Raw genomic sequence first — 25,122 nt, 5'->3', positions numbered from 1 at the left:
ACGCCCTCCTATCGATCGACTGCCGCAAGCACAGCCTCAACCATTCGACACGCTAATGGAGGTGGCACCGCGTTGCCCAATTGGCGCACACGATCTCGCCTGCTGCCAGCCAAACTATAGTTATTCGGAAAGCCCTGAAGCGCTGCCATTTCTACGGTGCGCAGACGGCGGTCCGACCAGTGGAATGGTCCGGTCCATGGCCCAGGCGATGCTGCAATCGTCCAAGAAGGCCGATCAGGCGCTAGCTTTAGAAGAAAATTCCAGAAGCGCGTTTCAGTGACGAATGTGGGACTGGGATGTCCCGCCCAAGCTGTATGGGCCTTGTAGTTGCCACCCGGAGGCACGGTTCGCAGATGCTCCGCCCATCGACCGATTACGAGCTCCTCCGGTTCGAAAAAGCGAGGGTGATCAAAACCTTCGAGAGCCTCGCCTGCCGTGATTGCCGACTTCCGTCCCGCCTCAAACTTGAGAGCGTGCGTAGGCTTCGGCGCTATCGGGTTGCAACGCTTTGCGCCCAATAGGAAAACGCGCTGCCGGGCTTGCGCGACGCCATATTCGACAGCATTGGCAGTGACCTCAACAACTTGATATCCCGCTGCTTCTGCCGATGTCCGAAAACCCTCGAGCACCGGTTTGTTGCGTGGATGCTTGATGCTGGGGACGTTCTCAAAAACGAATCCATCCGCATTTGACTCGAAGATTAGCCGCCAGAACTCTTCGACTAATGTCCGGCGAGCATCGGGCCGCACCGCTGTAGGGGCTAATGGGCGCTCCATTGCAATGCCAGCAGCACGTGCCTGCCGATAACGAGCCTCGTCGCCGTCTTCGACCCAATAAGCAGCCTTAGAAAATGGCTGGCAAGGCGCGCCGCCGACAACGATCAAAGGGTCAGTCGGACCCAATCGTGCAGCATTCCGCAACGCGAGACCAGTCAGTGTTGAAACATCGGCTTCGATCACCGCACCGTGAAGGCCCTCATTGGCACGCAGCGTTCGGCAGGCAATTGTGTCCTGCTCGACGCTAACACGTACTTCGCAGCCTGCATGATGTGCGCCGATGCTGAGACCGCCAGCCCCTGCGAAGAGATCGATCACGGGCATACGCGTTTTCGCGTACGAAAAGGCATTGTTAGCCCTGCGCGACGAAACCAGTGAATCGAGCAACGCCACAGCTAGCTCAGCTGCCCGAGATTAAGCGGAAGTTGCGTTTCGCGATTTTGTTCGAGAAACTGATCTACGGCATGGCGAACCAGCCAAGCGACACTGACCTTATGTTTTGCAGCGAGATCTTTGAGAGCTTGCTCCTGAGCCCTACTTAAAGATGCTGTCACACGGGCAACGCCGTCATCTGCGATAACCGCCATATCCGCCCCTGCTGCTGTTTGCAGCAGTGTTCTGCACAATGACTCGGTCACATGCAATAGGCGGAACATACCATGATCGAATTAATTTTCGGGCGATTAGAGCTTTGATCAGAAGCCCACCAACTTCCCATCGGAATGCGCCTTAAGGCAGGAGCAGCGACGCATCCCCGTAGGAATAGAAACGGTAGGTATTCTCGATCGCATAAGCGTAAGCGGCTTTCATACGATCAAGCCCCATCAGCGCCGATACCAGCATGAACAGGGTCGAGCGGGGAAGGTGGAAGTTGGTGAGGAGGCCGTCGATGCCTTTGAAGCGATAGCCGGGGGTGATGAAGATGGCGGTGTCGCCTTCGAAGGGCCGGATATGCCCGTGTTCGTCGCAGGCGCTTTCGATCAGGCGCAGGCTGGTGGTGCCGACCGCGATCAGGCGGCCGCCGCCCGCGCGGACGGCATCGAGGCGCGTGGCGGTGGCGGGATCGATGCGGCCCCATTCGGCGTGCATGCGATGATCGGCGGTGTCCTCGGCCTTGACCGGGAGGAAGGTGCCCGCGCCGACGTGGAGCGTCAGCGTTTCGTGGGCGATGCCCATGGCGGCGAGCGCTTCGATCAGGGCGGGGGTGAAGTGGAGCGCGGCGGTGGGGGCGGCGACGGCGCCGGGTTCGGCGGCGAACATCGTCTGATAATCGCTGGCGTCTCGCGCGTCGGCGGGGCGTCTGGCGGCGATATAGGGGGGGAGCGGCATCCGGCCGACGCGCGCGAGCAGCAGTTCGACGGGCTCGTCACCCTCGAAGCTCAGCAACAGCGCGCCATCGTCGCGGCGTTCTTCGGCGATGGCCGAGACGCCTTCGCCGAAATCGATGCGGTCGCCGATCCGCACGCGTTTGGCGTTGCGGACGAAGGCGACCCAGGTCCGCGGGCCTTCGCGTTTGTGCAATGTCGCGCCGATGCGCGCGTCGCCGCGCCGTCCTTCGAGCTGGGCGGGGATGACGCGCGTGTCGTTGAAGATCAGGCAGTCGCCCGCGCGGAGCAGGCCGGGCAGATCGCGGACGTGCGCGTCGCGCGTGCCTTCACCCTCCAGCACCAGCAGCCGCGCGGCATCGCGGGGCGACGCGGGCCGGAGCGCGATGCATTCGGGCGGCAGCGCGAAATCGAAGCGATCGACGCGCATAAGCGAGCGGCCGACCCGCCCTAGCGGCGAACCGGCTTCTTCGCAGGAGCGGAAGCGGGGGCCGTGGGCTTGGGCGGCAGCACGATCGGCGCGGAGGGCAGCGAGCCGACCGAGGGCGCGGGCAGGCCGGGATCGGCGGGCGGCGCGCCGAAATAGACGCGGACCATCCGCGTCGGCGCGGGCGGCGGCTCGCCCCGCGCGATATGATCGACGTTGGCCATGCCCTGGATGACACGGCCGACGACGGTGTAGCCGCGATCGAGCGCGAGATTGGGCGAGAGCATCAGATAGAATTGGCTGTTGCCGCTGTTGGGCGCGGAGGTGCGCGCCATCGCCATCGCGCCGCGAAAATGCGGCAGATCGTTGATCTCGTCGGGCAGATCGGGCAGCTCCGATTCGCCCTCGCCGGTGCCCTTGGGATCGCCGCCCTGCGCCATGAAGCCATCGATGACGCGATGGAAGGTGAGGCCGTCGTAGAAGTGGCGCGCCGCGAGCGTCTGCAACCGCTCGACCGCCTTGGGCGCCTTGTCGGGACGGACGAGCACCGAGACGGTGCCGCCGCTGGAAAGCTCGATATTGATGATGTTGGCGGGATCGGCCCTGGGCGCGATCGGCGCGGGAGTGTCGCTGGACAGCGGCTTGGGCTCGGCGAGGCCCTGCGGCCCCGTCGCCTGCGCCAGCAGCGGGAGAGCGGCGAAGGCGCCGAGCCCGAGGGCGATGCTTTTCCGGAACATGCTCACGCTCCTGCCAACTTCGCGGTCACATCGGCCGCCACCCCTGGCGTGACGAAGTGGCCGATATCGCCGCCGCCCCGCGCCACATCCTTGACCAGGCTCGAGGCGATCGGCCGCAGCGCCGGATCGGCCATCAGGAAGACCGTGTCGATCCCGCCATCGAGCATGCGGTTCATCCCCGCCATCTGCGCCTCATAATCCAGATCGGTGCCGCTGCGCAGGCCGCGCACGATCGTGGTGCCGCCGATCATCCTGACGAAATCGACGAGCAGGCCGTCGCAGGCCATGACCTCGATCGCATGGTCATATTCCGAAACCTCGCGGCGGAGGATTTCGAGACGCTCGTCGCGCGTGAACAACGGCGTCTTGGCCGAATTGCCGAAGATGCCGATCACCAGCCGATCGCAGAGCCTGGCGGCGCGCGCGATGATATCGAGGTGGCCGAGCGTCGGCGGATCGAAGGTTCCCGAATAGACGGCGGTGTGCATCTGCGCCCAGCCCTAGCGATCGCGCGCGATGACGTAGCGCGCGATCGTGCGGAGCAGATCGGCCTCGGTGCCGAAGCTCGCGAGCTGGCCGATCGCCTGCTCGACGAGCATCTGCGCCTGGCGGCGCGCGCGATCGACGCCGAGCAGCGAGACGAAGGTCGCCTTGCCCGCCTGCGCATCCTTGCCCACCGCCTTGCCGGTGTTGGCGGCCTCGCCCTCGACGTCGAGCAGATCGTCGGCGATCTGGAAGGCGAGGCCGATGTCGCGCGCATAGCCGCGCAACGGGCGGCGCCCGTCGGGCGGCAGCTTGCCGAGGATGCCGCCGGCTTCGAGGCAGAAGGCGATCAGCGCGCCGGTCTTGAGCTGCTGGAGCCGCGTCGTCGTCGCAAGATCGAAGGTCTGGTTCTCGGCGGCGATGTCCATCATCTGCCCGCCCGCCATCCCCGCCGGGCCGCTGGCGCGCGCCAGCTCGGCGATGAGCTCGGCGCGGACGAAGGGATCGGCCTGCCAATCGGGCTCGCCGAGAATCTCGAAGGCGAGCGCGTGGAGCGAATCGCCCGCGAGTACGGCGGTCGCCTCGTCGAACGCCTTGTGGACGGTGGGGCGGCCGCGGCGGAGATCGTCATCGTCCATGCACGGCAGATCGTCGTGGATCAGGCTGTAGACGTGGACGCATTCGACCGCGACGCCGACGCGCAGCGAGGCGGCGGGATCGACATGGTAGAGATTGGCGGCGGCGCGGACGAGCAGGGGGCGGAGCCGCTTGCCGCCGCCGATCGCGGCGTGGCGCATCGCTTCGTAGAGGCGCGCGCGCGGATCATCGGGCACGGCGAGCAGGCGATCGAACGCCTTGTCGACCTCGGCGGCGAGGCCGTCCATCGCCGCCTTGAGCGAGATCGAGACGACGTTGCTCATCCTGACCTCAGCCGGCATCGAACGGACGCACCCCGGCGGGCGCGCCATCGGGATCGAGGGTGATGCGCTCGATTCGCGCCTGCGCCGCCTGAAGCCGCGTCTCGCACTGCTTCCGCAGGCGATCGCCCTCGCCATAGAGTTCGATCGATTCCTCGAGGCTGGCCTCGCCGCCTTCGAGGCGATGGACGATCGCTTCGAGGCGCTTGAGCGCATCCTCGAACGATAGATCGGCGATCGGTGCGACCGGCGGGGTTTCGGGAGAAAGGTCGCTCATGGCTCGCGCGTATTTGTGAGCGTGGCGGGCGTTAGGGTCAAGCGAGGGTTGATGATCGGGTGACTCACTTAGTCGCGTGTGGGTGGAGGGATTCTCCCCTGGAAGGGGAGGTGGCATGCCGCGAGGCAGGGCGGAGGGGTGTCGCCTTATCGATAGCGCGGATACCCCTCCACCAGCCTGCGGCTGGTCCCCCTCCCCCGATGGGGGAGGAACTAACGGATTTAGCTCCGCTTGCCGAATAGCTGGTCGACGTCCGAGAGCACCGCCTCGCCCGCGTGGCTGGCGACTTCGCGCTCGTGGCGGAGCTGGGTGATCAGCGCCTCGCGGTCGCCTTCGAGACGCGTGTCGACCGGCGCCTCGATGCCGGCGGCCTTGGCGGCCTTGGCGACGATCGCGTCGAGCTCGCGCTGCGACGTAAGGCCGAGCGTGACGGGATCCTTGGGGGTGATGTTCGCCATGTTCCAGTGGCTGCGGTCGCGGATCGCGGCGATCGTGGTGCGCGTCGTGCCGATCAGCAGGCTGATCTGGCCGTCGGTGACCTCGGGATGGTTGCGGATGATCCAGGCGATGCCGTCGGGTTTGTCCTGCCGCTTGGAGACGGGGGTGTAGCGCGGGCCCTTGGTGCGGCGCTGCTGATCGGGCACCTTGGACATGACGAGCGCGTGATCGGGATCGGCCTGGCCCTTGTCGATCTCGTCCTGCGTCAACTCGTGCGCGCGGATCGGATCGCGCCCGGTGAGCTTGGTCGCGGCGGTATCGTCGGCGATCGCCTGGATTTCGAGAATGTGCAGCCCGCAGAAGGCGGCGATCTGCTGGAAGGAAAGCGAGGTGTTGTCGACCAGCCAGGATGCGGTCGCGTGGGGCATGAGCGGCTGGGCCACGGGGATACTCCAGATAAAGAAAGGGCCGCCCCTCACCGGAGCGGCCTATATGTGGGGCGAATGTAGCCGCGTGGCGGATTTGGGGCAAGCGGTTCTACTCTCGTCGCCCCGGGCTTGACCCGGGGTCCCGCTTCCTTCTCCACCGCGCCAGGAAAGCGGGACCCCGGGTCAAGCCCGGGGTGACGATGGTGCGTCAGTCTTCGCGCATCGCCTCCGCCACCAAGGCCTCGGCCTCGATCAGCAGCGCGTCGTCGGTGGTTCCCTGCGTCACGCGTTCGCGGCCGATCAGCACCAGCACGGGGACGGCGAGCGGCGAGACGCGCGCCAGATCGACGTGGAGCATCGTGCCTGCCGCGCGATCGAGCAGATCGGCGAGGCGGCCGACGTCGGTCATCCGCGCGCGGGCGTCCTGCCAGGCGGCGCGCATCAGCAAATGATCGGGCTCATATTTGCGCAGCACGTCGTAGATCAAATCGGTCGAGAAGCTGACCTGGCGGCCGGTCTTGCGCTTGCCGGGGTGCTGGCGCTCGACGAGCCCGCCGATCACCGCGACCTCGCGGAACGCGCGCTTGAGCAGGCTCGATTGCTGGACCCAATCGACGAACTCATGCTCCAGCACGTCGCGATCGAACAGAGAGGCGGGATCGGTGACGGGTTCGAGGCCGAACGTGGCGATCGCATAATCGCTGGCGACGAAGCCGATCGGCTTCAGCCCCGCGGTCTCCATCCGGCGGGTGAGCAGGAAGCCGAGCGACTGGTGCGCGTTCCATCCTTCGAAGCTGTAGACGACCATATAATGCCGCCCCTCGCGCGGGAAGGTTTCGACGAGCAATTGGCCGGGCTTGGGCAGCACCGAGCGGCGCGCCTGCATCTCCAGCCAGTCGCGCACGTCGGCGGGGAAGCGCGGCCATTGCGCGGGATCGGCGAAATAGCGGCGCACGCGGGTCGCGAGGTTGGTCGAGATCGGCATGCGCGCGCCGCCGTAGGTCGGGATGCGCGCGGGCTTGCTGGTGGCGCGGACGAAAAGATCCTCGCCGTCGATCCGCTCGACCTCGAGGCTGAGGCCGGCGAAGAAGAAGGTGTCGCGCGGGCTGAGCGTCGCGGCGAAGCTTTCCTCGACCTTGCCGAGCCCGCGGCCATTGCGGAAGCGGACGTTGAGCATCGTCGCCTCGACGATGATGCCCGCGTTGAGGCGGTGCTGCGCGATGAATTTGGGGTGGCTGACGCGCCACATGCCGCCTTCGTGGACGAGGCGGCGGAAGCGATCATAGGCCTTGAGCGCATAACCGCCGGTGGCGATATAATCGAGCACCTGGGCGAAGATTTCGGGGGCGAGCGCGCTGTAGGGCAGCGCGGATCGCACCTCGGCGAGCATCGCCGCTTCCTCGAAAGGCGCCGCGCAGGCGCAGGCCATGACATGCTGGGCGAGCACGTCGAGCGCGCCGGGGCGGAAGATTTCATCGTCGAGCTCGCCCTCCTCGATCGCATCGAGCGCGGCGCGCGCCTCGAGATATTCGAAGCGGTTGCCGGGGACGATCACCGCTTCGGAGGCTTCGTCGAGGCGATGGTTGGCGCGGCCGATCCGCTGCGTCAGCCGCGACGCCCCCTTGGGCGCGCCCATCTGGATGACGAGATCGACGTCGCCCCAATCGACCCCGAGATCGAGGCTGGCGGTGCAGACCAGCCCGCGCAGGCGCCCCTCGGCCATCGCGCCCTCGACCTTGCGCCGCGCCTCGATCGACAGCGAGCCGTGATGGATGCCGATCGGCAGCTTGAGCTCGTTGACCGCCCACAGATCCTGGAAGATCAGCTCGGCGAGACTGCGCGTGTTGCAGAAGACGAGCGTGGTGCGGTGCGTCTCGATCTCGGCCATCACCTGGGCGGCGGCGTAGCGCCCGGAATGGCCCGACCAGGGAATGCGGTCCTGCGGCAGCAGGATCGCGAGATCGGGATCGGCGCCGGGATCGCCCCGCACCAGGGTCACCGCATCGATATCGCCGTCGGGCGCCAGCCAGGCGCGATAGGCGTCGGGATCGGCGACGGTGGCGGAGAGCGCGACGCGGCGGAGTGCCGGGGCGAGCGTTTGCAGCCGCGCCATGCACAAAGCGAGCAGATCGCCGCGCTTGCCGCCGGCGAAGGCGTGGACCTCGTCGACGACGATCGTCGAGAGATGCTCGAACAAAGGGGCGGCGTCGGTGTGGCTGAGCAGCAGGCTGAGCGATTCAGGCGTGGTGAGCAGCATCTGCGGCGGCCTGACGCGCTGGCGCGCCTTGCGATCGGAGGGGGTATCGCCGGTGCGCGTCTCGACGCGGATATCGAGCCCCATCTCGCCGATCGGATCGAGCAGGTTGCGCTGAACGTCGATCGCCAGCGCCTTCAACGGCGAGACGTAGAGCGTGTGGAGGCCGGGGGGGGGGCGGCGACGAGTTCGACGAGGCTCGGGAGGAAGCCCGCCATCGTCTTGCCCGAGCCGGTGGGGGCGACGAGCAAGGCATGGCGCCCGGCGCGCGCGGCGGCGAGCATCTCGCGCTGGTGGCGGCGGGGGGACCAGCCGCGCGCCGCGAACCAGGCGGCGATGGGGGATGGCAGGTCCTCCCCGGCACGGGGAGGGGGACCATCGCGTAGCGATGGTGGAGGGGGTTCGCCGTCAGATGCCGCGCTCAACCGAGCCCCCTCCGTCATGCCTTCGGCATGCCACCTCCCCGTGCCGGGGAGGAGCTAAAACGTCTTGGTATCGGGGTCGCTCACCTTGTCCTCGCGATCGATCTGCTGATTGAGCGCGCGGGTGGCCTCCTCGGTGCGGCGGACGTCGTTGGCGCTGCGCTTGCGGTTGGCGATGACCGCATAGAGCAGCACCAGCGCCAGGATGATGCCGCCGACCGCCGCGACCGTGCCGATGCCTTCCATCGCCTGTTCCTTCTTGTTGTTGCGACGGCTCAACGAGTTGGGAACGGAAGGTTTCCCCCGCTCAACCGTCATGCGGGACGGGTTCCGGCATCCACCCCGCAATTGGAGGAAGTGGGGTGACGGTCGCGCGGGGTGGGAACCGTCACGCGCCAGGACCATATAGCTCCCATGCCCCGCCCCGGATCCTGGATCGAACCGCATCCGACGGGGCTGTACATTCCCGCCGCCGATGCCTGGATCGACCCCTCCGTCCCGCAACCGCGCGCGCTGGTCACGCACGGCCACGCCGATCATGCGCGCGGCGGGCATGGCGCGGTGCTGGCGACCGCCGAGACGCTGGCGATCATGGACTGCCGCTATGGGCCGCAACAGGGCCAGGCGGTGGCCTATGGCGAGACGATCCGGCTGGGGGACGTAGAGGTCGGCTTCGTGCCGGCGGGGCATGTGCTGGGATCGGCGCAGATCGTGCTGGAGCATAACCCCGGATCCGGGACGGAGCGCATCGTCGTCTCGGGCGATTACAAGCGCCGCCCCGATCCCACCTGCGCGCCGTTCCAGCCGGTGCCGTGCGACATCTTCATCACCGAGGCGACGTTCGGGCTGCCCGTGTTCCGCCACCCCGATACCGGATCGGAAATGGACCGGCTGCTGGAGGCGCTGCACGCCAATCCCGATCGCTGCGTGCTGGTCGGCGCTTATGCGCTGGGCAAGGCGCAGCGCGTGATCATGGAGCTGCGCGGGCGCAACCATCATGCGCCGATCTACCTGCACGGCGCGCTGCAACGATTGTGCGATCTCTATCGCGATTTCGGCGTCGCGCTGGGCGATCTGCGGCCCGCGACGGGGGTCAAGGCGGCGGAGATCAAGGGGCATATCGTCCTCGCGCCGCCGTCCGCGCTCAACGATCGCTGGTCGCGCCGCCTGCCCGATCCGATCACCGCGATGGCGAGCGGCTGGATGCGGGTGCGCCAGCGCGCGCGGCAGAAGAATGTCGAGCTGCCGCTGGTGATCTCCGACCATGCCGACTGGGACGAGCTGACCGAAACGCTGACCGAGATCGCGCCCAGCGAGGTCTGGGTGACGCACGGCCGCGAGGAGGCTCTGGTCCACTGGTGCATGACCCGCCAGATCAAGGCGCGCGCGCTGGCGCTGGCGCATTACGAGGATGAAGATGATTGAGGGGCACCGGCCCGAGTCTTCGATCTGTAACCGAGACATCATCGAACCGTCATCGCGACGAAGTAGCGGGAGCCTCATTCGGGAGGGGAACGCTCATGTATCGCTATCTTGCTTCGACGGCTGCGGTCGCGCTTGCCGGCACGGCCTGCGCGCAGAGCATCCCGGCCATCGATCCCAAGCCCGACACGGGGACCGAGATCGTCGTCAGCGGGCAGCGCGCGCAGCTCGAACGATCGATCGAGGCCAAGCGCGACGCGATCGGCGTGCTCGACGTCGCCGCCGCCGACGAGATCGGGCGCCTGCCCGACAAGAATGTCGCCGAGGTGATCGAGCATCTGCCCGGCGTCGGCGTCACCTACGATCAGGGCGAGGGCCGCTATGTCGCGATCCGCGGCGTGCCTTCCAACCTCAACAATTATACGCTCAACGGCCTCGAGATCGGCAATCCCGACGGCACGACGCGATCGCTGCCGCTCGACATCATCTCGGGCCAATTGCTCAACCGCGTCGAGATCGCCAAGGTCAAGACCGCCGACATGGACGGCCAGGGTATCGGCGGCACCGTAAACCTCGTGACGCAAACCGCTTATGATTTCCGCAAGCCTGTGAATTTCGCCATTTCGGGCAAGGCCGGCAAGCAGGAACTCAACAACAAGGTGCCCTATCAGGTCGACGGCAGCTTCGCCGCGCGCTTCGGCAGCGACGAGCAGTTCGGCGTCACGCTCGGCGGCGGCTATTCGGACCGCAACTTCAACAGCGAGGGCTTCTATCCCGACAATTGGAAGCCCGACGCGCGCTTCGCCCGCGGCGGCGTGCCCGACAATATCAAATATACCGAATATTCGCTCGACCGGCAGCGGATCAGCGCCACCGGGTCGTTCGACTGGCACGCCAGCGACACCCAGACCTTCTACGTCCGTGCCGTCTACAGCCGCTTCACCGAGAATGAGATTCGCCCGCGCTACCGGCTCGATTTCACGACCACGCCCTACACCCTCAACGCCGACGGGCTGACCGGCACCACCGCCGGCACGCCGAGCGCCGCCAACGGCACGCCGGGCACGGGCGCCGAGCGGCGCGAGGATCTGCGGCTCGATTACAAGCGCAAGTCGCTCGCCACCGCCATCTTCGGCGGCTCCTCGGAGTTCGGCAGATTGCGCTTCGGTTATGAGGGCGGGTACAGCCGCAACCAGACGCTCGACCGCTATCCGCTCTGGCAGTTCCGCTGCAACACCGGGCCGGTGACCTTCGATTTCACCAGCAAGGTCTATACCGCGACCCCGGTGACCGAATGCTCGGCCAACCAGATGCAGTTCCGCCAGTATCAGAAGTTCAACCAGCTCAACAAGGAGCGGATCTGGCAGGGCAAGATCGACGGCACCTACGATCTCGGCAACGAAAGCTTCGTCAAGTTCGGCGCCAAATATCGCGATACCGATCGCAGCTTCGATCAGGATCTGCCGACCTGGGTGCGCGCGACCCCCACGGCGAGCCGCTGGACGCTCGGCCAATATAATCTCGGCGGGCCGGCGCTCTGCGTATATCCGAACAGCGCGAATACCGATCAATGCTACACCAACAGCCCGACCTTCAACATTCCGGCGCTCCAAGCCTTCACCGACGCGAACCTCGGCGGCGCGCTGATGCCGCTCGATGCAGCGACGACCTTGGTCAACAACACCATCGCCGACTTCCGGCTCAAGGAGCGGGTGGCGGCCGGCTATGTCATGGCGAACCTGAGGTTCGGCGCGCTGACGGTGACGCCGGGGCTTCGCTACGAGCGCACCCGTCTCGCGGTCACCGGCTACCAACTCCTCGCCGGCACGACCACCGTCCTGCCCTTGGCGCAGACCAACAGCTACGGCGACTGGCTGCCCTCGGTGATCGTGCGCGCGCGGCCGACCGACACCACCATCTTCCGCATGACCTATTCCAAGAGCCTCGGCCGGCCCGAATATAGCAGCCTCAACCCCGGCGGCTCGATCGATTCGGTCAATGCCACCGTCTCGCTCGGCAATCCCGGCCTGAAGCCCTACCGCGCGGACAATTTCGATGCGACGGCCGAATGGTATTTCGCGCGCGGCAGCCTGCTCAGCGTCGGCGCCTTCGCGAAGATCGTCAAGAATCCGATCTTCAGCCAGGTCACCGTGCTCCGCAACACGACCTATGCCGGCGTCGCCTACCCGGTGCTGAGCATCACCCAGCCGCTGAACGCCGCCAAGGGCGACATCATCGGCATCGAGGCGCAGTTCCAGCAGCAGTTCACCTTCCTGCCGGGCCTGCTCTCGGGCTTCGGCATCTCGCTGACCGGCACGCTCACCGACAGCGTGCTGAGACTGCCCACCGGCCGCACCTCGACCTTTCCGAGCCAGTCGAAATATCTCTACGGCGCCGAGCTTTTCTACCAGAAGGGGCCGTTCGAGGCCTCGGTCGCCTATCACAACACCGGCCATTCGCTGCTGGCGATCGGCAACCCTGACTACAACGACCAGTATAACGACGATCTCCGCCGGCTCGACGCCAAGGCGAGCCTCGCGGTGTGGCGCGACATGCGCGTCTTCTTCGAGGCGCAGAACCTGACCGACGAGCCCACCCGGCAATATCAGGCGGGCATCCAAGACTGGCTGATCCAGAACGAGCGCTATGGACGGACCTTCTATCTCGGCCTGTCGATGAAGCTGTAAGGAAGGCGGAACCTGCCGGCGAGGGGATCGTCTATCGCGCTATGCCTAAGCGCCAGACCTTCGCCGGCCTTCCCGAAGCCGACCTCGACGATCTCGCCGGCGCCAAGGTGGTGGTGCTCGGGGCGTCCGAGGCCTCGCCTTACGTAAAGGGCGAGCGCAGCCATTCGGCCGATGCGCCGGCGATGTTGCGCAAGGCATCGGCGCAATTCTCGGGATCGCTCGGGCAATATGATTTCGATCTCGACACGACCCTGTTTCCCGACAGGCAGGACAAGCGCGGCTGCGTCGATGCGGGCGACGTGCCGACCCATCCCTGGGATGCCGAGGGCAATCGCGCGCGGATCCGGGATGCGGTCGCGCGGGTGGTGGCGGCAGGCGCGGCGCCGATCGTCCTGGGCGGCGACGATTCGGTGCCGATTCCCGCGATCGCGGGGCTCGAGGCGCTCGGGCCGCTGACGATCCTTCAGATCGATGCGCATGTCGACTGGGCCGATGTGCTTCAGGGCAATCCCTACGGCTATGGATCGACGATGCGGCGCGCCGCCGAACTCCCCTTCGTCACCCATATGGTGCAGGTCGGCATCCGGGGCCTCGGCTCGGGCGAGGCTTGGCAGCACGACGATGCGCGCGCCTTCGGGTCCAAGCTCATCACCAGCTATGCGCTGCACGAGCGGGGCGTCGGCGCGGTGCTCGATCTGATCGCGCCGGGGGCGAACGTCTTCGTCTCGGTGGATTGCGACGGGATCGATCCGGCGGTGCTGCCCGCGGTCAACATGCCGACGCCGGGCGGGCTGACCTATGAGGATATGATCCGCCTGCTGAGCGGGGTGGCCGCCAAGGCGCGGATCGCCGGGCTGGCGATGGTCGAATATGTGCCGTCGCGCGACGACCGCCATCAATTGTCGGGGCTGGTCGCGGCGCGGATCGCGTCGGTCGCGATCGGTCTCGCGCTGTAATCACCGGACCCGCGCGAAATCCCGCAGCGCTTCGTAACAGCGCGGATCGATCGCGCTGCCGACATTCTCGCCGATGATCGCCAGCGCCTTTTCCGCCGGCATCGCGCTGCGATAGGGGCGGTCGGCGGTGAGCGCGTCGTAGAAGTCGCTGATCGTGATGATCCGCGTCGCCAGATCGATCGCGTGCGCGGCGAGGCCCAGCGGATAGCCGGTGCCGTCGAGCTTCTCATGATGCGCGGCGGCGATCGGCGCGAGATCGTGGAAGGCGGAGATGCGGCCGAGGATCGCCTGCGTGGCACCGGCATGGCCGCGCATCAGCGTCCATTCGCCGTCGTCGAGGCTGCCGGGCTTGTCGAGAATGGCGTTACTGACGCCGAGCTTGCCGATATCGTGGAGCAACGCGCCGCGCTTCAGCCAGCGCAGCCGATCGGACGCGAAGCCGACGCGCTCGGCCACCGCGACCGCATAATGCGCGACGCGCTGCGAGTGGCCGCCCGTGTAAGGGCTCTTGGCATCGACCACCGAGCCGAAGGCGGCGGCGATATCGTCGAGATAATCCTCGTCGATCAGCCGGCTGTGCCGCGCGGGCTGGAGCGCCAGCACCTCCGCCTCGATCGTCGGCGAGGCGAGGCCGGCCCAGAACGCCGGATCGGCGGCGACGCGTTCGAACGCCGTGACGAGGGCAGGATCGAACCAGGAGCCGGCGCGGGCACGCACCTCGGCCATCGCCGCCGCCGGCCCGGCCTCGGCATGAAACACCTCGGCCACCTGCGAGAGCAGCGCGATGCGCGCGAAGATCGGGATCGCCGCGCCGGCCAGGCCCTGCGGCTTGCCCGATCCGTCCCAGAGCTCGTCGAGGCTGTAGATGCCGCCCGCGACCGCATCCGAAAAATGAAGCTGGCGGGCGATGTCGGCGCCGCGCGTGCAGCGCGTCTCGATCAGCTCCTGCGCGATCGCGGCGCCGTTGCGGAGGATGTTGAGCATCGCGCGCGCGCGGCGGCCGAGCGGCTGGTTCGACCCGACATGACGGAGCAAGAAGCCAAGGATCGGGCCGGTGCCCGCGCCGACCAGCTTGAAATCCCGCTTGAACGCGCGATCGTCGGCCATGTAGATGTCGCAGATCCGCGCGGCATTGCTGCTGCACCCGAGATCCTTGAGCAGCAGGACGTAATAAAGCTCGGCGAGCGCCTCTTCGGGAAGCCCGATCGCGGCGCCGATATGGCTGCCGATCCAGCAGGCGCGGATGCAATGCCCCTCGGGCTGGCCCTCGGTGATGTCGAGCGCATAGCTGAACGCGCCGAGCAGCTCGGCGAGCGGCAGCGCGGTTTCCGCCATCGGCGCGGATTGCAGGGGGGCACGGGACGACATCGCGCCGCCATGACAGAAAATCCCTCACCAACCGCTTAATCAAATGTTACGGAAAGCCGCCATCGCGGGGCTGAGAATCTGTCCTATTGACCTTAAACTGTCGTCACCCCGGCCTTGAGCCGGGTCCCGCTTTTCTTCAACGTCGGCAGGCAGCGGGATCCCGGATCAGGTCCGGGGTGACGTTCGGCTTGAACAGGACAGTCCCTAATGCCCCGCCTGCGGCCCCCGCTCCAGCCCCGAGAGCGCGAGCTGCTCGTCGATCTGTCCGAGCAGGCGATCGAGGCCGGGCTGATCCTTCGCCTCGGCGCGCGCGACGAGCACGTCCTGCGTGTTGGAGGCGCGCAGCAGCCACCAGCCATCGGCCGTGTTGACGCGCGCGCCATCGGTGTCGTTGACCTCGGCGCCGTCCTTGGCGAGGCGATCCAGCACCTCCCTCACCACCGCGAACTTGCGGCTTTCATCGACCTGGAAGCGCATCTCCGGCGTGTTGACCAGGGCGGGCATCGCGCTCTTGAGATCGGTCAGCGAGCCGCCGAGCATGCGGATCGACGAGATCAGGCGCACCGCCGAATAGATGGCGTCGTCGAAGCCGTACCATTCGTGCTTGAAGAAGATGTGGCCGGACATCTCGCCGGCGAGCGGGCTGTCGGTCTCGGCCATCTTGGTCTTGATCAGGCTGTGGCCGGTCTTCCACATCAGGGGCGTGCCGCCGAGCTCCTTGACGCGATCGAACAAAGCCTGGCTCGCCTTGACGTCGGCGATGATCGTGCCGCCGGGGACCGCCTTCAGCACCGGCTCGGCGAGGATCGACAGGATCTGGTCGCCCCAGACGACGCGGCCGAGGCCGTCGATCGCGCCGATGCGATCGGCATCGCCATCGAAGGCGATGCCGAAATCGAGCCCCTTCTCGGCGACCAGCGCCTTCAGATCGGCGAGATTCTTTTCCTCGGTGGGATCGGGATGGTGGTTGGGGAAGCGGCCGTCGATCTCGGTATAGAGCAGGTGGTGCTCGCCGGGCAGCTTGGCGACGAGCTTCTCTAGGATGCGCCCGCCCGCGCCATTGCCATTGTCCCAGCCGATCCGGAACGTGCCGCCGGCATAGCCCGCCATCAGCCGATCCACGTAGAGATCCTCGATGTCATAGTCGGAGACGGCGCCCGCGCCTTCCTCCCAATTGCCTTCCTCCGCCATGCGGCCGATCGACTGGATATCGTCGCCGAAGAAGGGCTTGTGCTGGAGCACCATCTTGAAGCCGTTATATTCGGCGGGGTTGTGGCTGCCGGTGATCTGGACCGCGCCGTCGACCTCCAGCGTCGCCTCGGCGAAATAGAGCATCGGCGTCGGCCCGAGGCCGGTGCGGACGACATCGACGCCGCTTTCGGTGAGGCCCCTGACGAGCTGGTCGCGCAGCATCTCCGACGAGACGCGGCCGTCCCAGCCGACCGCGACGCGCGTGCCGCCCGCGCGCAGGACATGCGTGCCGAAGCCGCGCCCGATCGCATAGCCATCCTCGCCGCCGAGCGCTTTCCCGACGATGCCGCGAATGTCATATTCGCGGAGCGAGGTCGGGTCGAAACGATGCGTCATGCGGGTCTCCGTGGATGGGCGATGGGGGGCCGGCGCGCCGGCGGGAATTCAGAACAATGAGCGGCGGGCGAGCAGCGTGTCACGCGCTTCGTTGACGCGCGCGGTGAGGTCCGCCGAGCCGCCGGCATCGGGATGGACGCGCAGGATCAGGCGGCGGTGCGCGGCGCGGATCGCCTGCGGAGAGGCATCGCGCGGGACTTCGAGCAGGCGACGCGCCTCGTCGTCGCTCATACCGCCTTCCGCCTTGCCGCTGCGTCGGAACCACAGCCACCATGCGGCACCGCTCAGCGCCAGCAGCGCGGGCAAGGTCTCCGAGCGCGAGAAGAGGCGGAGGCCGACCAGCGCCGCGACGACCGCGGCGACGTCGCCGAAGCGCATCGCCTGCGAATCGCGCGTCTTCCACGCCCAATAGCCGATCGCGGCGGCGGCGAGCAGGACGAGCGCGATCACGCGGCTTCGGCCGCCTTGGGCGTATCGGCGGGAAGCTGGAGGCCGGCCACCAGCTCGCGCAATTCCTGCCGCGCGGCGACGTGCGCGAGGCCGGCATCCTGGCCGATCGCGGCGAGATCGAGCAGGGTCAGCCCCTTGGGGAACAGCTCGCGATAGACGACGCGTTCGGAGAGACCGGGGATGATGCGGAAGCCGACGCGCTTCGAAAGCTCGGCAAGCGCGGCGGCGACGCGGCGCATGTTGCGGGCCTCCAGATGCTGGAGCCGGTTGCGCAGCACGATCCAGTCGACCGTCGCGCCATCCTTCTTGCCGCGCGCCTTGCGGGCGTCCCAGACGAGCTCGGCATAGAAGCTCGGCCGCGTGACCTTGAAGCTTTCGGGATGGACCTGCCCGATCAGATCGAGATCGACGAAGCTGTCGTTGATCGGCGTCACCAAAGTATCCGCCGACGAGATGGCGGCGCGGACATGTTCGTCGTCGCGGCCCGGGGTATCGATCACCAGATATTCGGCGTCGACGGACAGCGCGTCCAGCCGTGCCTCGATCGGGCCGCTCTTGCCGGGATCGAAGGTCTCGCAGGTCGGCATCGGCAGCGTGACGCCGAGCGTCTTTGCCATGCTCGCGCGATTGTCGAGATAGCGGCCGAAGGTGCGCTGGCGGGTATCGAGATCGATCGCGGCGACGCGGCGCCCGGCGGCGGCGAGCGCGACCGCGACATGGACCGCCGTGGTCGACTTCCCCGATCCGCCCTTCTCGTTGGCGAAGACGATGCGATGCGCGGCCATTCTGCTCTTGTCCCAAATCCAGATCGTCGCGAGGGCTTATGCCAGCCAAATTTCTGCGCGCAACCGACTCAAGCTTGGGAAAAGATCGCCGTTAACCTTGTCGTAGGCATTGTCGGCAAGGATGTAGCCATGACCAGACTCTTGAGCGAGCAGGACCAGACGAGCAACGTGGTCCAGGGCGGGGCCGAAGCGGCCTTCGATCTGGGCATGGCCTATTCCAGCGGATCGGCGGGAATGCCGCTCGATCTGGTGCAGGCGCACCGCTGGCTCAACGTCGCCGCGATCTGCGGCTACCAGCCCGCGCAGGCGTGGCGCGCCGAGGTCGCGACCGAGATGTCGGGCGGCGAGGTGGTCGAGGCGCAGAAGCTGGCGCGGGCGACGCTGACGTTGGTGCGTCAGGCGGCCTGAACCCGGCCGATCATTCGCCCTTCCTGTACGGTCCATACTCCTCCAGCGCGTCGATCTCGCGTGCGATGGCGGCGCGCTCGGCCTCCAGAAATCCCGCCACCGCGCGGCGGAAGCCGGCATTCGGGATGTGATGCGCCGAATATGTCGGCGTCGGTTCGTAACCGCGCGCGAGCTTGTGTTCGCCCTGCGCGCCGGCCTCGACATGTTTGAGGCCGTGCGCGATCGCATGATCGATCGCCTGATAATAGCAGAGCTCGAAGTGGAGGAACGGCACCTCCTCCGATGCGCCCCAGTAGCGGCCGTAGAGCGTATCGCCGCCGACGAGGTTGAGCGCGCCCGCGATCGGCGCACCGCCGCGCAGCGCCAGCATCAGCACGACGCGGTCGCCCATCCGTTCGCTTAGCAACGAGAAGAAGCGGCGGGTGAGATAGGGCGTGCCCCACTTCCGCGCGCCGGTATCCTGATAGAAGATCCAGAAGGCGTTCCAATGCGCCTCGGTGATTTCGGGGCCCGTGAGGTGGACGAACTCCAGCCCCTCGCGCGCGGCGGCGCGTTCCTTGCGGATCGCCTTGCGCTTGCGGCTGGCGAGCGCGGCGAGGAAATCGTTGAAGGTGCCGTAACCCTGGTTGGTCCAGTGAAACTGGCGATCGGTGCGGATCAGCCAGCCCGCCGCTTCGAACAGGGGCACCTGTTCGGGCGCGACGAAGGTAGCGTGCGCGGAGGACAGGCCGTGCTGCGCGACGACCGCCTCGGCGGCGGCGATCAGCGGTGCGGCGAGGTGCTGATCGCGCAGCAGCAGGCGCGGGCCGGGAACAGGAGAAAAAGGCACGGCGATCTGGAGCTTGGGATAGTAATTGCCGCCCGCGCGCGCCCAGGCATCGGCCCAGCCCGCATCGAAGACATATTCGCCGCGGCTGTGGCTCTTGGCATAAGCGGGGAGGATCGCGGCGGGGCGGCCGTCCCCGCCGTCGATCGCAATCGGGATCGGCTGCCAGCCCGCGCGCGCGGTGGCGCTGCCCGATTCTTCCAGCGCGGAGAGGAAGGCGTGGCCGACGAAGGGATTGTCCGCGCCCGCGCACGCGTCCCAATCGGCGGCGTCGAACGCCCCGACGCCGTCCGCCATCCGCGCGACGACATCGCCGCCCGCCACCGGCTCAGCCCCTGATCGCCACCACCGCATCGACCTCGACCACCGCGCCCAGGGGAAGCACCGGCACGCCGACCGCGCTGCGCGCATGTCTGCCCGCTTCGCCGAACACCGCGACCATCAGCTCGGACGCGCCGTTGGCGACCTTGGGCTGGCCCGCGAAGGTCGCGGCGGAGGAGACGAATACGCCGAGCTTGACGATCCGCTCGACGCGATCGAGCGAGCCCAGCGCCTTCCTCACCTGCGCGAGCAGCATCAGCCCGCAGCGTTCGGCGGCGAGGCGGCCATATTCCTCGTCGCGATCTTCGCCGCAGCGGCCCGCCATAAGCTGGCCGTCGCGGAACGGGAGCTGGCCCGAGACGTGGAGCAGCCCGCCTGCCTCGACGGTGGGGACATAGGCCGCGACCGGGGCGGCGGCTTCGGGAAGGATGTGGCCGAGTTCGGCAAGGCGATCATCGATGCTCATGCGCGTCTCCCTCGGTCGGTGCGGCGGCAGCGTCAAGCGGCACGCCCGCGAAACGCGCGAGCAGCCAATCCGCCGCCTGGGTCCAATCGTCGATCCGGGCATGTGCGGCGGGCGCGGGCGGCACGTCGGGCGCGATCGAGGGTTCGGCGACCATGTGGAGGCGGAATATGTGCGGCGCGGCCTCGGCGACCGAGGCGTGGTGCCACGCCAGATCGTCGACGAAGGCGGCGACGCTCGGCCGATATTCGTCGAGCAGGGCGCGCACCGCCGCTCCCTTGGGGCCATGCCCGTTGCAGACGACGCGATGATCGATCCCGAGCGCGGCGAGCTGGCCCGATCGCGCGGCGAGATTATGCTCGCCCAAGTTGGTGAGGATCACGACATCGGCGACCGCGGCGATGCGCGCGATCGCCTCGCGCGCGTGCGGCACGAGCGTCTGGCGCGCCATCTCGGTGGCGAAGAAGCCGTCCAGCAGTGGCCAGACGCGCTCGGGCGGCACAACCTCGCCATTGTGCCGGTGGCGCAGCGCCTCGGCGAACTGGCCGCCGACGGGCCTGAAATCGATCGCATGCGCCTGCGTGAGCCATTCGCCGAAGTGCCGCACCATGTGCAGCAGCACCTCGTCGCAATCGGTGATCAGCAGCGGGCGGCCGATCATGCCAGCGCCCGCCCGGCGGCGGCGAGGGTGGCGGGCGTCGTGCCGAGCGATTCGGCGCAGGCGATCAGATCGGGTTCATGCGCGGCGAGATACGCGAGCACTGCGGCGAGCAAAGCCGGATCGCCGGCGCGGGCGCGAAGATCGGCGGGGGTGAGCCCCGTCAGCCCGAGCAGGCGATCGGCGCGTGCCGGATCGGCGATCGCCCAGCCGAGCGCGCCGAGCGCGAGAACGAAGGGCTCGGAACCTTGGCCGGGCTGGGTGCTTGCAACGTCTGGGTGGCTTGCCATGCACGCCTGCCTACTGGAGTATGTTTTCGTGGTGAAGAAGGTTCTGGTCGTCGAGGACAATGAACTCAATTCGAAGCTGTTCTGCGATATCCTCCGCGCGCACGATTACGAGCCCGAGGCGGTACGCGACGGCGACGAGGTGCTGACGCGGGCGCGCGCCTTCCTTCCTGACCTGATCATCATGGACATCCAACTGCCCCATGTCAGCGGGCTCGAGCTGATCGAGCAGATCAAGGCCGACCCGGCGCTGGGATCGACGCCGATCATGGCGGTGACCGCTTATGCGGCGCGCGGCGACGAGGAGAAGATCCGCGCGGCGGGGGCCGAGGCCTATGTCTCGAAACCGGTCCCGGTGGCGCGCTTCATCGCGACGGTGAAGGAACTGGCATGACGGTCCGCGCAGTTCGCAGGATTAGATATCCCAGGTCAGCGCGGCGCCGTTGAGCTCGGCCTCGGTCGGCTGGCGGCCCTTGAGCTCGGCGTTGAGGCGGAAGATCGTGCGGCTGCCGGTGCGGACGTGGAGTTGCGGGAAGATCGCGTGGATCAGGCAGGCGATGCCGCCGCCGATCAGCATCACGCCGACGCGACCCGCGACGCGCAGATGCTGGAAATAGCTTTCGCCGACCGAGCGGGGATGCGCGAGAAACAGGCGTTCGATCATGCTGGACCTTCCTATCCTCCGGATAGCCTGCAAAGCCGGAAGGCGCCAGCACCCCGGGATCAGTTGCGGCGCTTTTCCAGCCATTCGGTGATGATCGGCGGGGTGAGCTTCTTGGCGAACTTTCGCGCGCGATCCTTGGCGGTCTCCTCGCCTGGCCGGTGGCGGAACAGGGTCGAGTGCGGATTGCCGGCTTCGCTTTCGGGGCGGCCGTTGGTGTAATAATAGAAAGCCAGCGACAGCCGCGTGCGGCCATCGGGGGCGGCGACGGGCACGGGATTGCCGTGGAAGCTCCTGTCGGTGGTGTTGAAGATCACGCAGCGGTTGAACAGAGGCATGATGCGCTGCTGGCACGCGGTCATGCCCGTGTCCCATAGCTCCAGCCCGCCGCCATATTCCTCGCGCCAATCCTTGTTGAGATACAGCAGCAGGTTGATGCGGCGATCGAGCCTGAGGTGCCGGTGCAGGTTGAAATCGGCATGGACGTTGAGAAAACCGCCGTCGCGCAGCGCATGGATTCCGCCGCCGGCAAGCTGCCAATCGGGCACGAGGCCGGTAATGCCGGTAAGGCGCTCGAGGAAGCCCAGCACCTCCTGGCCGTTCATGAAGTTGATGAGCTGGCGCGTGCGCGGTCCCATCTGGCGCGTCGTGGCGCAGGAGAACTTCTGCTGATAGCGATCCTGCATCGCGTTCCAGAGGACGCCATCGGCGCCCGAAACTTCCGCCAGCACCTCTTCCAGCATGTCCGGGCGGACGAAATCGTCGATGACGATATGCGGGAAGGGATCGGCGGCGGCATAAGCGATAGCCTGCTCGTTCGCGATCCGATCGAGACGATCGATATCCGCTTCCATCGCGACGTCAGCCACCATCTCGCAAACCCCCGAATGCCCCTGCCTCATTGGCACGAGGCGCCTTCACAGACAAATATCCAGCGCAAGGCTCAGGCGAAGCGGCCCTTGAGCGCGAGCATCGCGATCGCCGCCTTGGCCGCCTCGCCGCCCTTGTCCTTCTCGTCGGGCCGCGCGCGGGCGAGCGCCTGCGCCTCATTCTCGACGGTGAGGATGCCGTTGCCGATCGCCAGGCCATCGAGGCCGAGCGCCATCAGCCCGCGCGCGCTTTCGCCCGCGACGATCTCGAAATGATAGGTCTCGCCGCGGATGACGACGCCGAGCGCGACATAAGCGTCGTAGCGCCCGCTCTCCGCCGCCAGCGCGATCGCGCCGGGCACCTCGAGCGCGCCGGGGACGGTGATCGTCTCGTGGCCGTGCCCCGCGGCTTCGAGCGCGCCGCGCGCGCCCTCCAGCAGCAGATCGTTGAGATGCGCATAGAAGCGGGCCTCGACTATGAGGAAGCGCGCCATCAGCCCTCGGCTCCATCGATCGCGCGTTCGGCGACGATGTTGAGGCCGTAGCCGTCGAGCGCGACGAGCGTGTGGTGCGAATTGGTCAGCAGGATCATCTCGTGGATGCCGAGTTCGGCGAGGATCTGCGCGCCGACGCCATAATCGCGCAGCTCCTGCATGTCCGGGCCGCGCTCGCCCGCCATCATGCGGACCGCCTGGCTGAGCAACGCCATCCGTTCGAGCAGCACGACGACGCCGCTGCCTTCCCTGGCGATCGCCTTCATCGAGCGCGCGAGCAGGCCGTTGCGTTCGCTGTCGTGCCCCAGCACGTCGCCGAACAGATCGAGCGCGTGCATCCGGACCAGCGTCGGCTTGTCGGGATCGATGTGCCCCTTCACCAGGGCCAGCGTCTCGCTGTCGATCGCCTTGTTGCGATAGCTGATCGCGGTCCACTCGCCGCCCCAGCGGCTGGTGAAGCGCGTCTCGGCGGTCTTCTCGACATTGTGATCGTGGCGGCGGCGATAGGCGATGAGATCGCGGATCGTGCCGATCTTGAGCGCGTGACGCTGGGCGAAGGCGACGAGATCGTCGAGGCGGGCCATCGTGCCATCCTCCTTCATGATCTCGCAGATCACCCCCGAGGCGTTGAGCCCGGCGAGCCGCGATACATCGACCGCCGCCTCGGTATGCCCCGCGCGGACGAGCACGCCGCCGGTCCGCGCGACCAGCGGGAAGACGTGGCCGGGGGTGACGATCTCGTCCTTGCCCTTGGTCCCGTCGATCGCCACCGAGATGGTGCGCGCGCGATCGGCGGCGGAGATGCCGGTGGTGACGCCGTGCCGCGCCTCGATCGAGACGGTGAAGGCGGTTTCGTGGCGGGTGCCGTTGCTGCGGCTCATCAGCTCCAGCCCGAGCTGATCGACGCGCTGCTTGGAAAGCGCGAGACAGATCAGACCGCGGCCGTGCATCGCCATGAAGTTGATCGCATCGGGGGTCGCCATCTGCGCGGGGATGATGAGATCGCCCTCATTCTCGCGGTCCTCGTCGTCGACGAGGATGTACATGCGGCCGTTGCGCGCCTCGTCGACGATTTCCTCGGGCGAGGAGAGGAAGGCATGGCGCAGCCGCGCGAGTTCAGGCCGGGACGACATTATCACTCCTTGCGCGAAGCTGCTCCATGCGGCCGAGATAGCGGGCGAGGACATCGATCTCGAGATTGACCGCGCCGCCCTGCTCGAGCGTGCCGAGCGTCGTGACCGAGGCGGTGTGCGGGATGATGTTGACCGCGAAATGGACGCCGCCGTCGGGCTGGTCCGAGACGTCGTTGACGGTCAGCGAGACGCCGTCGACGGTGATCGAGCCCTTGGGCGCAAGATAGGGGGCGAGCGCGGCGGGGGCAGCGAAGCCGATGCGGTGCGAATCGCCCTCGGGGCAGACGCCGAGCACCTTTGCGACGCCATCGACATGGCCGGTGACGATGTGCCCGCCGAGCTCGTCGCCCAGCTTGAGCGCGCGTTCGAGGTTGAGCGGGCGGCCCGGCCGCCACATCGCGGCGGCGGTGCGCGACAGGCTTTCGGCCGAGACATCGACCGCGAACCAGCCCGGTCCCTTGTCGACGACGGTCAGACAGACCCCCGAGCAGGCGATCGACGCGCCGAGATCGACGCCGGCGGTATCGTAGCGCGTGCCGATGCGGACGCGCGTGTCGCCGCGCTGCTCGATGGCTTCGATGACGCCGAGGTCGGTGATGATGCCTGTGAACATGGGGCTAGCTCCGGGCGCGCTCGTAAACCTCAAGCCGCTCGCTGCCAAGCATGCGGGTATCGTGGAGCGACCAGCGGCCGTGCGCATCGGCGAGATCGGCGAGGCCGAGGTCGCCGATCGCGGCGCGTCCCTCGCCGATCAGGATCGGGGCGCGATACAGCAGCAGGCGATCGACGAGGTCGCGGGCGAGGAAGGCGGCGGCGGTGGCGGCGCCGCCTTCGATCAGGAGGTGATCGACATCGGTGAGGCCGGAGATGGCTTCCGGTGTGGCGAGCGCTTCCCAATCTTCGTGCCGGGACGACGAGGAAAGGAGGAGGCGACGCGGGCTGCGGTCTTCCAGCCCCGGCAGGCGGACGTCGAGCATGGGCGCATCGGTCTCACAGGTGCCCCGCCCGACCAGGATCGCATCGCAGCGCGCGCGTTCGAGGTGGGCGTGGGCGCGGGCGGGGTCTCCCGTGATCCACCGGCTGCGGCCGTCGGGCAGCGCGATCCGGCCGTCTAGCGAGGTCGCGAGCTTGAGCGTGACGTGCGGGCGGCCGCGTTCGATGCGGGAGAGCCAGCCGGCCATGGCGCGGCGGGCGTCGGCGGCGCGGACGCCTCCGACGACCTCGATCCCGCCGCCGCGCAGGCGTTCCGCGCCCCGCCCATCA

Annotated in this window: 28 protein-coding genes and 1 pseudogene; 5 read left to right on the top strand and 24 right to left on the bottom strand. The window is 67.4% G+C overall.

Annotated elements, in window-relative coordinates:
• Positions 1-8: 8 nt before the first annotated feature.
• The 10 genes and pseudogenes from HUU94_RS03340 to HUU94_RS03295 all read right to left on the bottom strand — a co-directional run bounded on the left by HUU94_RS03340 (position 9) and on the right by HUU94_RS03295 (position 8,730).
• Complete coding sequence (locus HUU94_RS03340) at positions 9-1,094, bottom strand: DNA cytosine methyltransferase (protein WP_217429554.1); 1,086 nt, start codon at positions 1,092-1,094, stop codon at positions 9-11.
• Between the two features lie 77 nt (positions 1,095-1,171).
• Positions 1,172-1,432, bottom strand: a complete 261-nt coding sequence (locus tag HUU94_RS03335; protein ID WP_174273698.1) for a ribbon-helix-helix protein, CopG family — start codon at positions 1,430-1,432, stop codon at positions 1,172-1,174.
• A gap of 73 nt (positions 1,433-1,505) precedes the next feature.
• Positions 1,506-2,531 (bottom strand): tRNA preQ1(34) S-adenosylmethionine ribosyltransferase-isomerase QueA, encoded by a 1,026-nt coding sequence (queA, locus tag HUU94_RS03330; RefSeq protein ID WP_174273697.1) that lies wholly within the window; start codon positions 2,529-2,531, stop codon positions 1,506-1,508.
• 20 nt (positions 2,532-2,551) lie between these two features.
• The gene (locus HUU94_RS03325; RefSeq protein WP_174273696.1) at positions 2,552-3,265 is read right to left on the bottom strand and encodes a peptidylprolyl isomerase; all 714 of its coding nucleotides are present in this window, start codon (positions 3,263-3,265) and stop codon (positions 2,552-2,554) included.
• A 2-nt stretch (positions 3,266-3,267) separates the two neighbouring features.
• A complete protein-coding gene (gene coaD / locus HUU94_RS03320) occupies positions 3,268-3,753 on the bottom strand; it encodes a pantetheine-phosphate adenylyltransferase (RefSeq protein WP_174273695.1) in 486 nt (161 codons plus the stop codon).
• 12 nt (positions 3,754-3,765) lie between these two features.
• Complete coding sequence (locus HUU94_RS03315; protein WP_254601918.1) at positions 3,766-4,668, bottom strand: polyprenyl synthetase family protein; 903 nt, start codon at positions 4,666-4,668, stop codon at positions 3,766-3,768.
• 7 nt (positions 4,669-4,675) lie between these two features.
• Complete coding sequence (locus HUU94_RS03310; protein WP_174273693.1) at positions 4,676-4,942, bottom strand: exodeoxyribonuclease VII small subunit; 267 nt, start codon at positions 4,940-4,942, stop codon at positions 4,676-4,678.
• A 221-nt stretch (positions 4,943-5,163) separates the two neighbouring features.
• Positions 5,164-5,823 (bottom strand): DUF1013 domain-containing protein, encoded by a 660-nt coding sequence (locus HUU94_RS03305; protein ID WP_254601917.1) that lies wholly within the window; start codon positions 5,821-5,823, stop codon positions 5,164-5,166.
• 193 nt (positions 5,824-6,016) lie between these two features.
• Positions 6,017-8,346, bottom strand: a pseudogene (locus HUU94_RS03300) (ligase-associated DNA damage response DEXH box helicase).
• Positions 8,347-8,541: 195 nt separating this feature from the next.
• Positions 8,542-8,730 (bottom strand): hypothetical protein, encoded by a 189-nt coding sequence (locus tag HUU94_RS03295; RefSeq protein ID WP_174273692.1) that lies wholly within the window; start codon positions 8,728-8,730, stop codon positions 8,542-8,544.
• A gap of 168 nt (positions 8,731-8,898) precedes the next feature.
• On the opposite strand from HUU94_RS03295, the gene HUU94_RS03290 reads away from it, so the two are divergent.
• The 3 genes from HUU94_RS03290 (at position 8,899) to HUU94_RS03280 (ending at position 13,549) form a co-directional block, all read left to right on the top strand.
• Positions 8,899-9,909, top strand: coding sequence for a ligase-associated DNA damage response exonuclease (locus tag HUU94_RS03290; RefSeq protein WP_174273691.1), 1,011 nt, complete (start codon positions 8,899-8,901; stop codon positions 9,907-9,909).
• Between the two features lie 95 nt (positions 9,910-10,004).
• The gene (locus tag HUU94_RS03285; protein WP_174273690.1) at positions 10,005-12,593 is read left to right on the top strand and encodes a TonB-dependent receptor; all 2,589 of its coding nucleotides are present in this window, start codon (positions 10,005-10,007) and stop codon (positions 12,591-12,593) included.
• A gap of 41 nt (positions 12,594-12,634) precedes the next feature.
• Positions 12,635-13,549 carry an arginase family protein gene (locus HUU94_RS03280; protein WP_174273689.1) on the top strand — a complete coding sequence of 305 codons (915 nt, stop codon included), beginning with the start codon at positions 12,635-12,637 and terminating at the stop codon, positions 13,547-13,549.
• Here HUU94_RS03280 and HUU94_RS03275 read toward each other — a convergent pair whose 3' ends face one another.
• From HUU94_RS03275 to HUU94_RS03260, 4 genes are all read right to left on the bottom strand, one after another.
• A complete protein-coding gene (locus HUU94_RS03275) occupies positions 13,550-14,917 on the bottom strand; it encodes an HD-GYP domain-containing protein (RefSeq protein ID WP_217429553.1) in 1,368 nt (455 codons plus the stop codon).
• Positions 14,918-15,121: 204 nt separating this feature from the next.
• Positions 15,122-16,504, bottom strand: coding sequence for a phosphoglucomutase/phosphomannomutase PgmG (gene pgmG / locus HUU94_RS03270; protein WP_174273688.1), 1,383 nt, complete (start codon positions 16,502-16,504; stop codon positions 15,122-15,124).
• Positions 16,505-16,552: 48 nt separating this feature from the next.
• Positions 16,553-16,954 carry a DnaJ domain-containing protein gene (locus tag HUU94_RS03265; protein ID WP_254601915.1) on the bottom strand — a complete coding sequence of 134 codons (402 nt, stop codon included), beginning with the start codon at positions 16,952-16,954 and terminating at the stop codon, positions 16,553-16,555.
• A complete protein-coding gene (locus HUU94_RS03260; protein WP_174273687.1) occupies positions 16,951-17,739 on the bottom strand; it encodes a division plane positioning ATPase MipZ in 789 nt (262 codons plus the stop codon). The genes HUU94_RS03265 and HUU94_RS03260 overlap by 4 nt, the downstream gene beginning before the upstream one ends.
• A gap of 129 nt (positions 17,740-17,868) precedes the next feature.
• Between HUU94_RS03260 and HUU94_RS03255 the strand changes: the two genes are divergently transcribed.
• On the top strand, positions 17,869-18,147 hold the full coding sequence (locus HUU94_RS03255) for a hypothetical protein (protein WP_174273686.1): 279 nt from the start codon (positions 17,869-17,871) through the stop codon (positions 18,145-18,147).
• A gap of 10 nt (positions 18,148-18,157) precedes the next feature.
• Here the strand turns inward: HUU94_RS03255 and HUU94_RS03250 are convergent, their stop codons facing one another.
• The 4 genes from HUU94_RS03250 to HUU94_RS03235 are packed head-to-tail and all read right to left on the bottom strand — an operon-like array spanning position 18,158 to position 20,705.
• Positions 18,158-19,327 carry a GNAT family N-acetyltransferase gene (locus tag HUU94_RS03250; protein ID WP_174273685.1) on the bottom strand — a complete coding sequence of 390 codons (1,170 nt, stop codon included), beginning with the start codon at positions 19,325-19,327 and terminating at the stop codon, positions 18,158-18,160.
• Entirely contained in the window at positions 19,302-19,760 is a 459-nt protein-coding gene (locus tag HUU94_RS03245) for a RidA family protein (RefSeq protein WP_174273684.1), read from the bottom strand. Before HUU94_RS03245 ends, HUU94_RS03250 begins: the two co-directional genes overlap by 26 nt.
• Positions 19,747-20,418 carry an HAD family hydrolase gene (locus tag HUU94_RS03240; RefSeq protein WP_174273683.1) on the bottom strand — a complete coding sequence of 224 codons (672 nt, stop codon included), beginning with the start codon at positions 20,416-20,418 and terminating at the stop codon, positions 19,747-19,749. The genes HUU94_RS03245 and HUU94_RS03240 overlap by 14 nt, the downstream gene beginning before the upstream one ends.
• A complete protein-coding gene (locus tag HUU94_RS03235; RefSeq protein WP_174273682.1) occupies positions 20,415-20,705 on the bottom strand; it encodes a DUF3572 family protein in 291 nt (96 codons plus the stop codon). Before HUU94_RS03235 ends, HUU94_RS03240 begins: the two co-directional genes overlap by 4 nt.
• Positions 20,706-20,733: 28 nt before the next feature.
• Between HUU94_RS03235 and HUU94_RS03230 the strand changes: the two genes are divergently transcribed.
• A complete protein-coding gene (locus tag HUU94_RS03230) occupies positions 20,734-21,096 on the top strand; it encodes a response regulator (protein WP_174273681.1) in 363 nt (120 codons plus the stop codon).
• 21 nt (positions 21,097-21,117) lie between these two features.
• Here HUU94_RS03230 and HUU94_RS03225 read toward each other — a convergent pair whose 3' ends face one another.
• From HUU94_RS03225 to HUU94_RS03200, 6 genes are all read right to left on the bottom strand, one after another.
• The gene (locus HUU94_RS03225; RefSeq protein ID WP_174273680.1) at positions 21,118-21,366 is read right to left on the bottom strand and encodes a DUF6356 family protein; all 249 of its coding nucleotides are present in this window, start codon (positions 21,364-21,366) and stop codon (positions 21,118-21,120) included.
• A gap of 59 nt (positions 21,367-21,425) precedes the next feature.
• The gene (locus HUU94_RS03220; protein WP_217429552.1) at positions 21,426-22,265 is read right to left on the bottom strand and encodes a 2OG-Fe(II) oxygenase; all 840 of its coding nucleotides are present in this window, start codon (positions 22,263-22,265) and stop codon (positions 21,426-21,428) included.
• Between the two features lie 41 nt (positions 22,266-22,306).
• Positions 22,307-22,726 (bottom strand): 6,7-dimethyl-8-ribityllumazine synthase, encoded by a 420-nt coding sequence (gene ribH, locus HUU94_RS03215; protein WP_174273679.1) that lies wholly within the window; start codon positions 22,724-22,726, stop codon positions 22,307-22,309.
• On the bottom strand, positions 22,726-23,859 hold the full coding sequence (gene ribB, locus HUU94_RS03210; protein WP_174273678.1) for a 3,4-dihydroxy-2-butanone-4-phosphate synthase: 1,134 nt from the start codon (positions 23,857-23,859) through the stop codon (positions 22,726-22,728). The genes ribH and ribB overlap by 1 nt, the downstream gene beginning before the upstream one ends.
• Positions 23,843-24,472 carry a riboflavin synthase gene (locus HUU94_RS03205; protein ID WP_174273677.1) on the bottom strand — a complete coding sequence of 210 codons (630 nt, stop codon included), beginning with the start codon at positions 24,470-24,472 and terminating at the stop codon, positions 23,843-23,845. Before HUU94_RS03205 ends, ribB begins: the two co-directional genes overlap by 17 nt.
• Before the next feature lie 4 nt (positions 24,473-24,476).
• On the bottom strand, positions 24,477-25,122 hold a 646-nt coding region (locus HUU94_RS03200), incomplete at its 5' end, for a RibD family protein (protein WP_174273676.1).

The sequence above is a fragment of the Sphingomonas bacterium genome (assembly GCF_903644055.1).
Classification (GTDB): domain Bacteria; phylum Pseudomonadota; class Alphaproteobacteria; order Sphingomonadales; family Sphingomonadaceae; genus Sphingomonas_I.
Note: the sequence above shows the minus strand (reverse complement) of the source record. Positions and strands in the feature narration are given on the sequence as shown.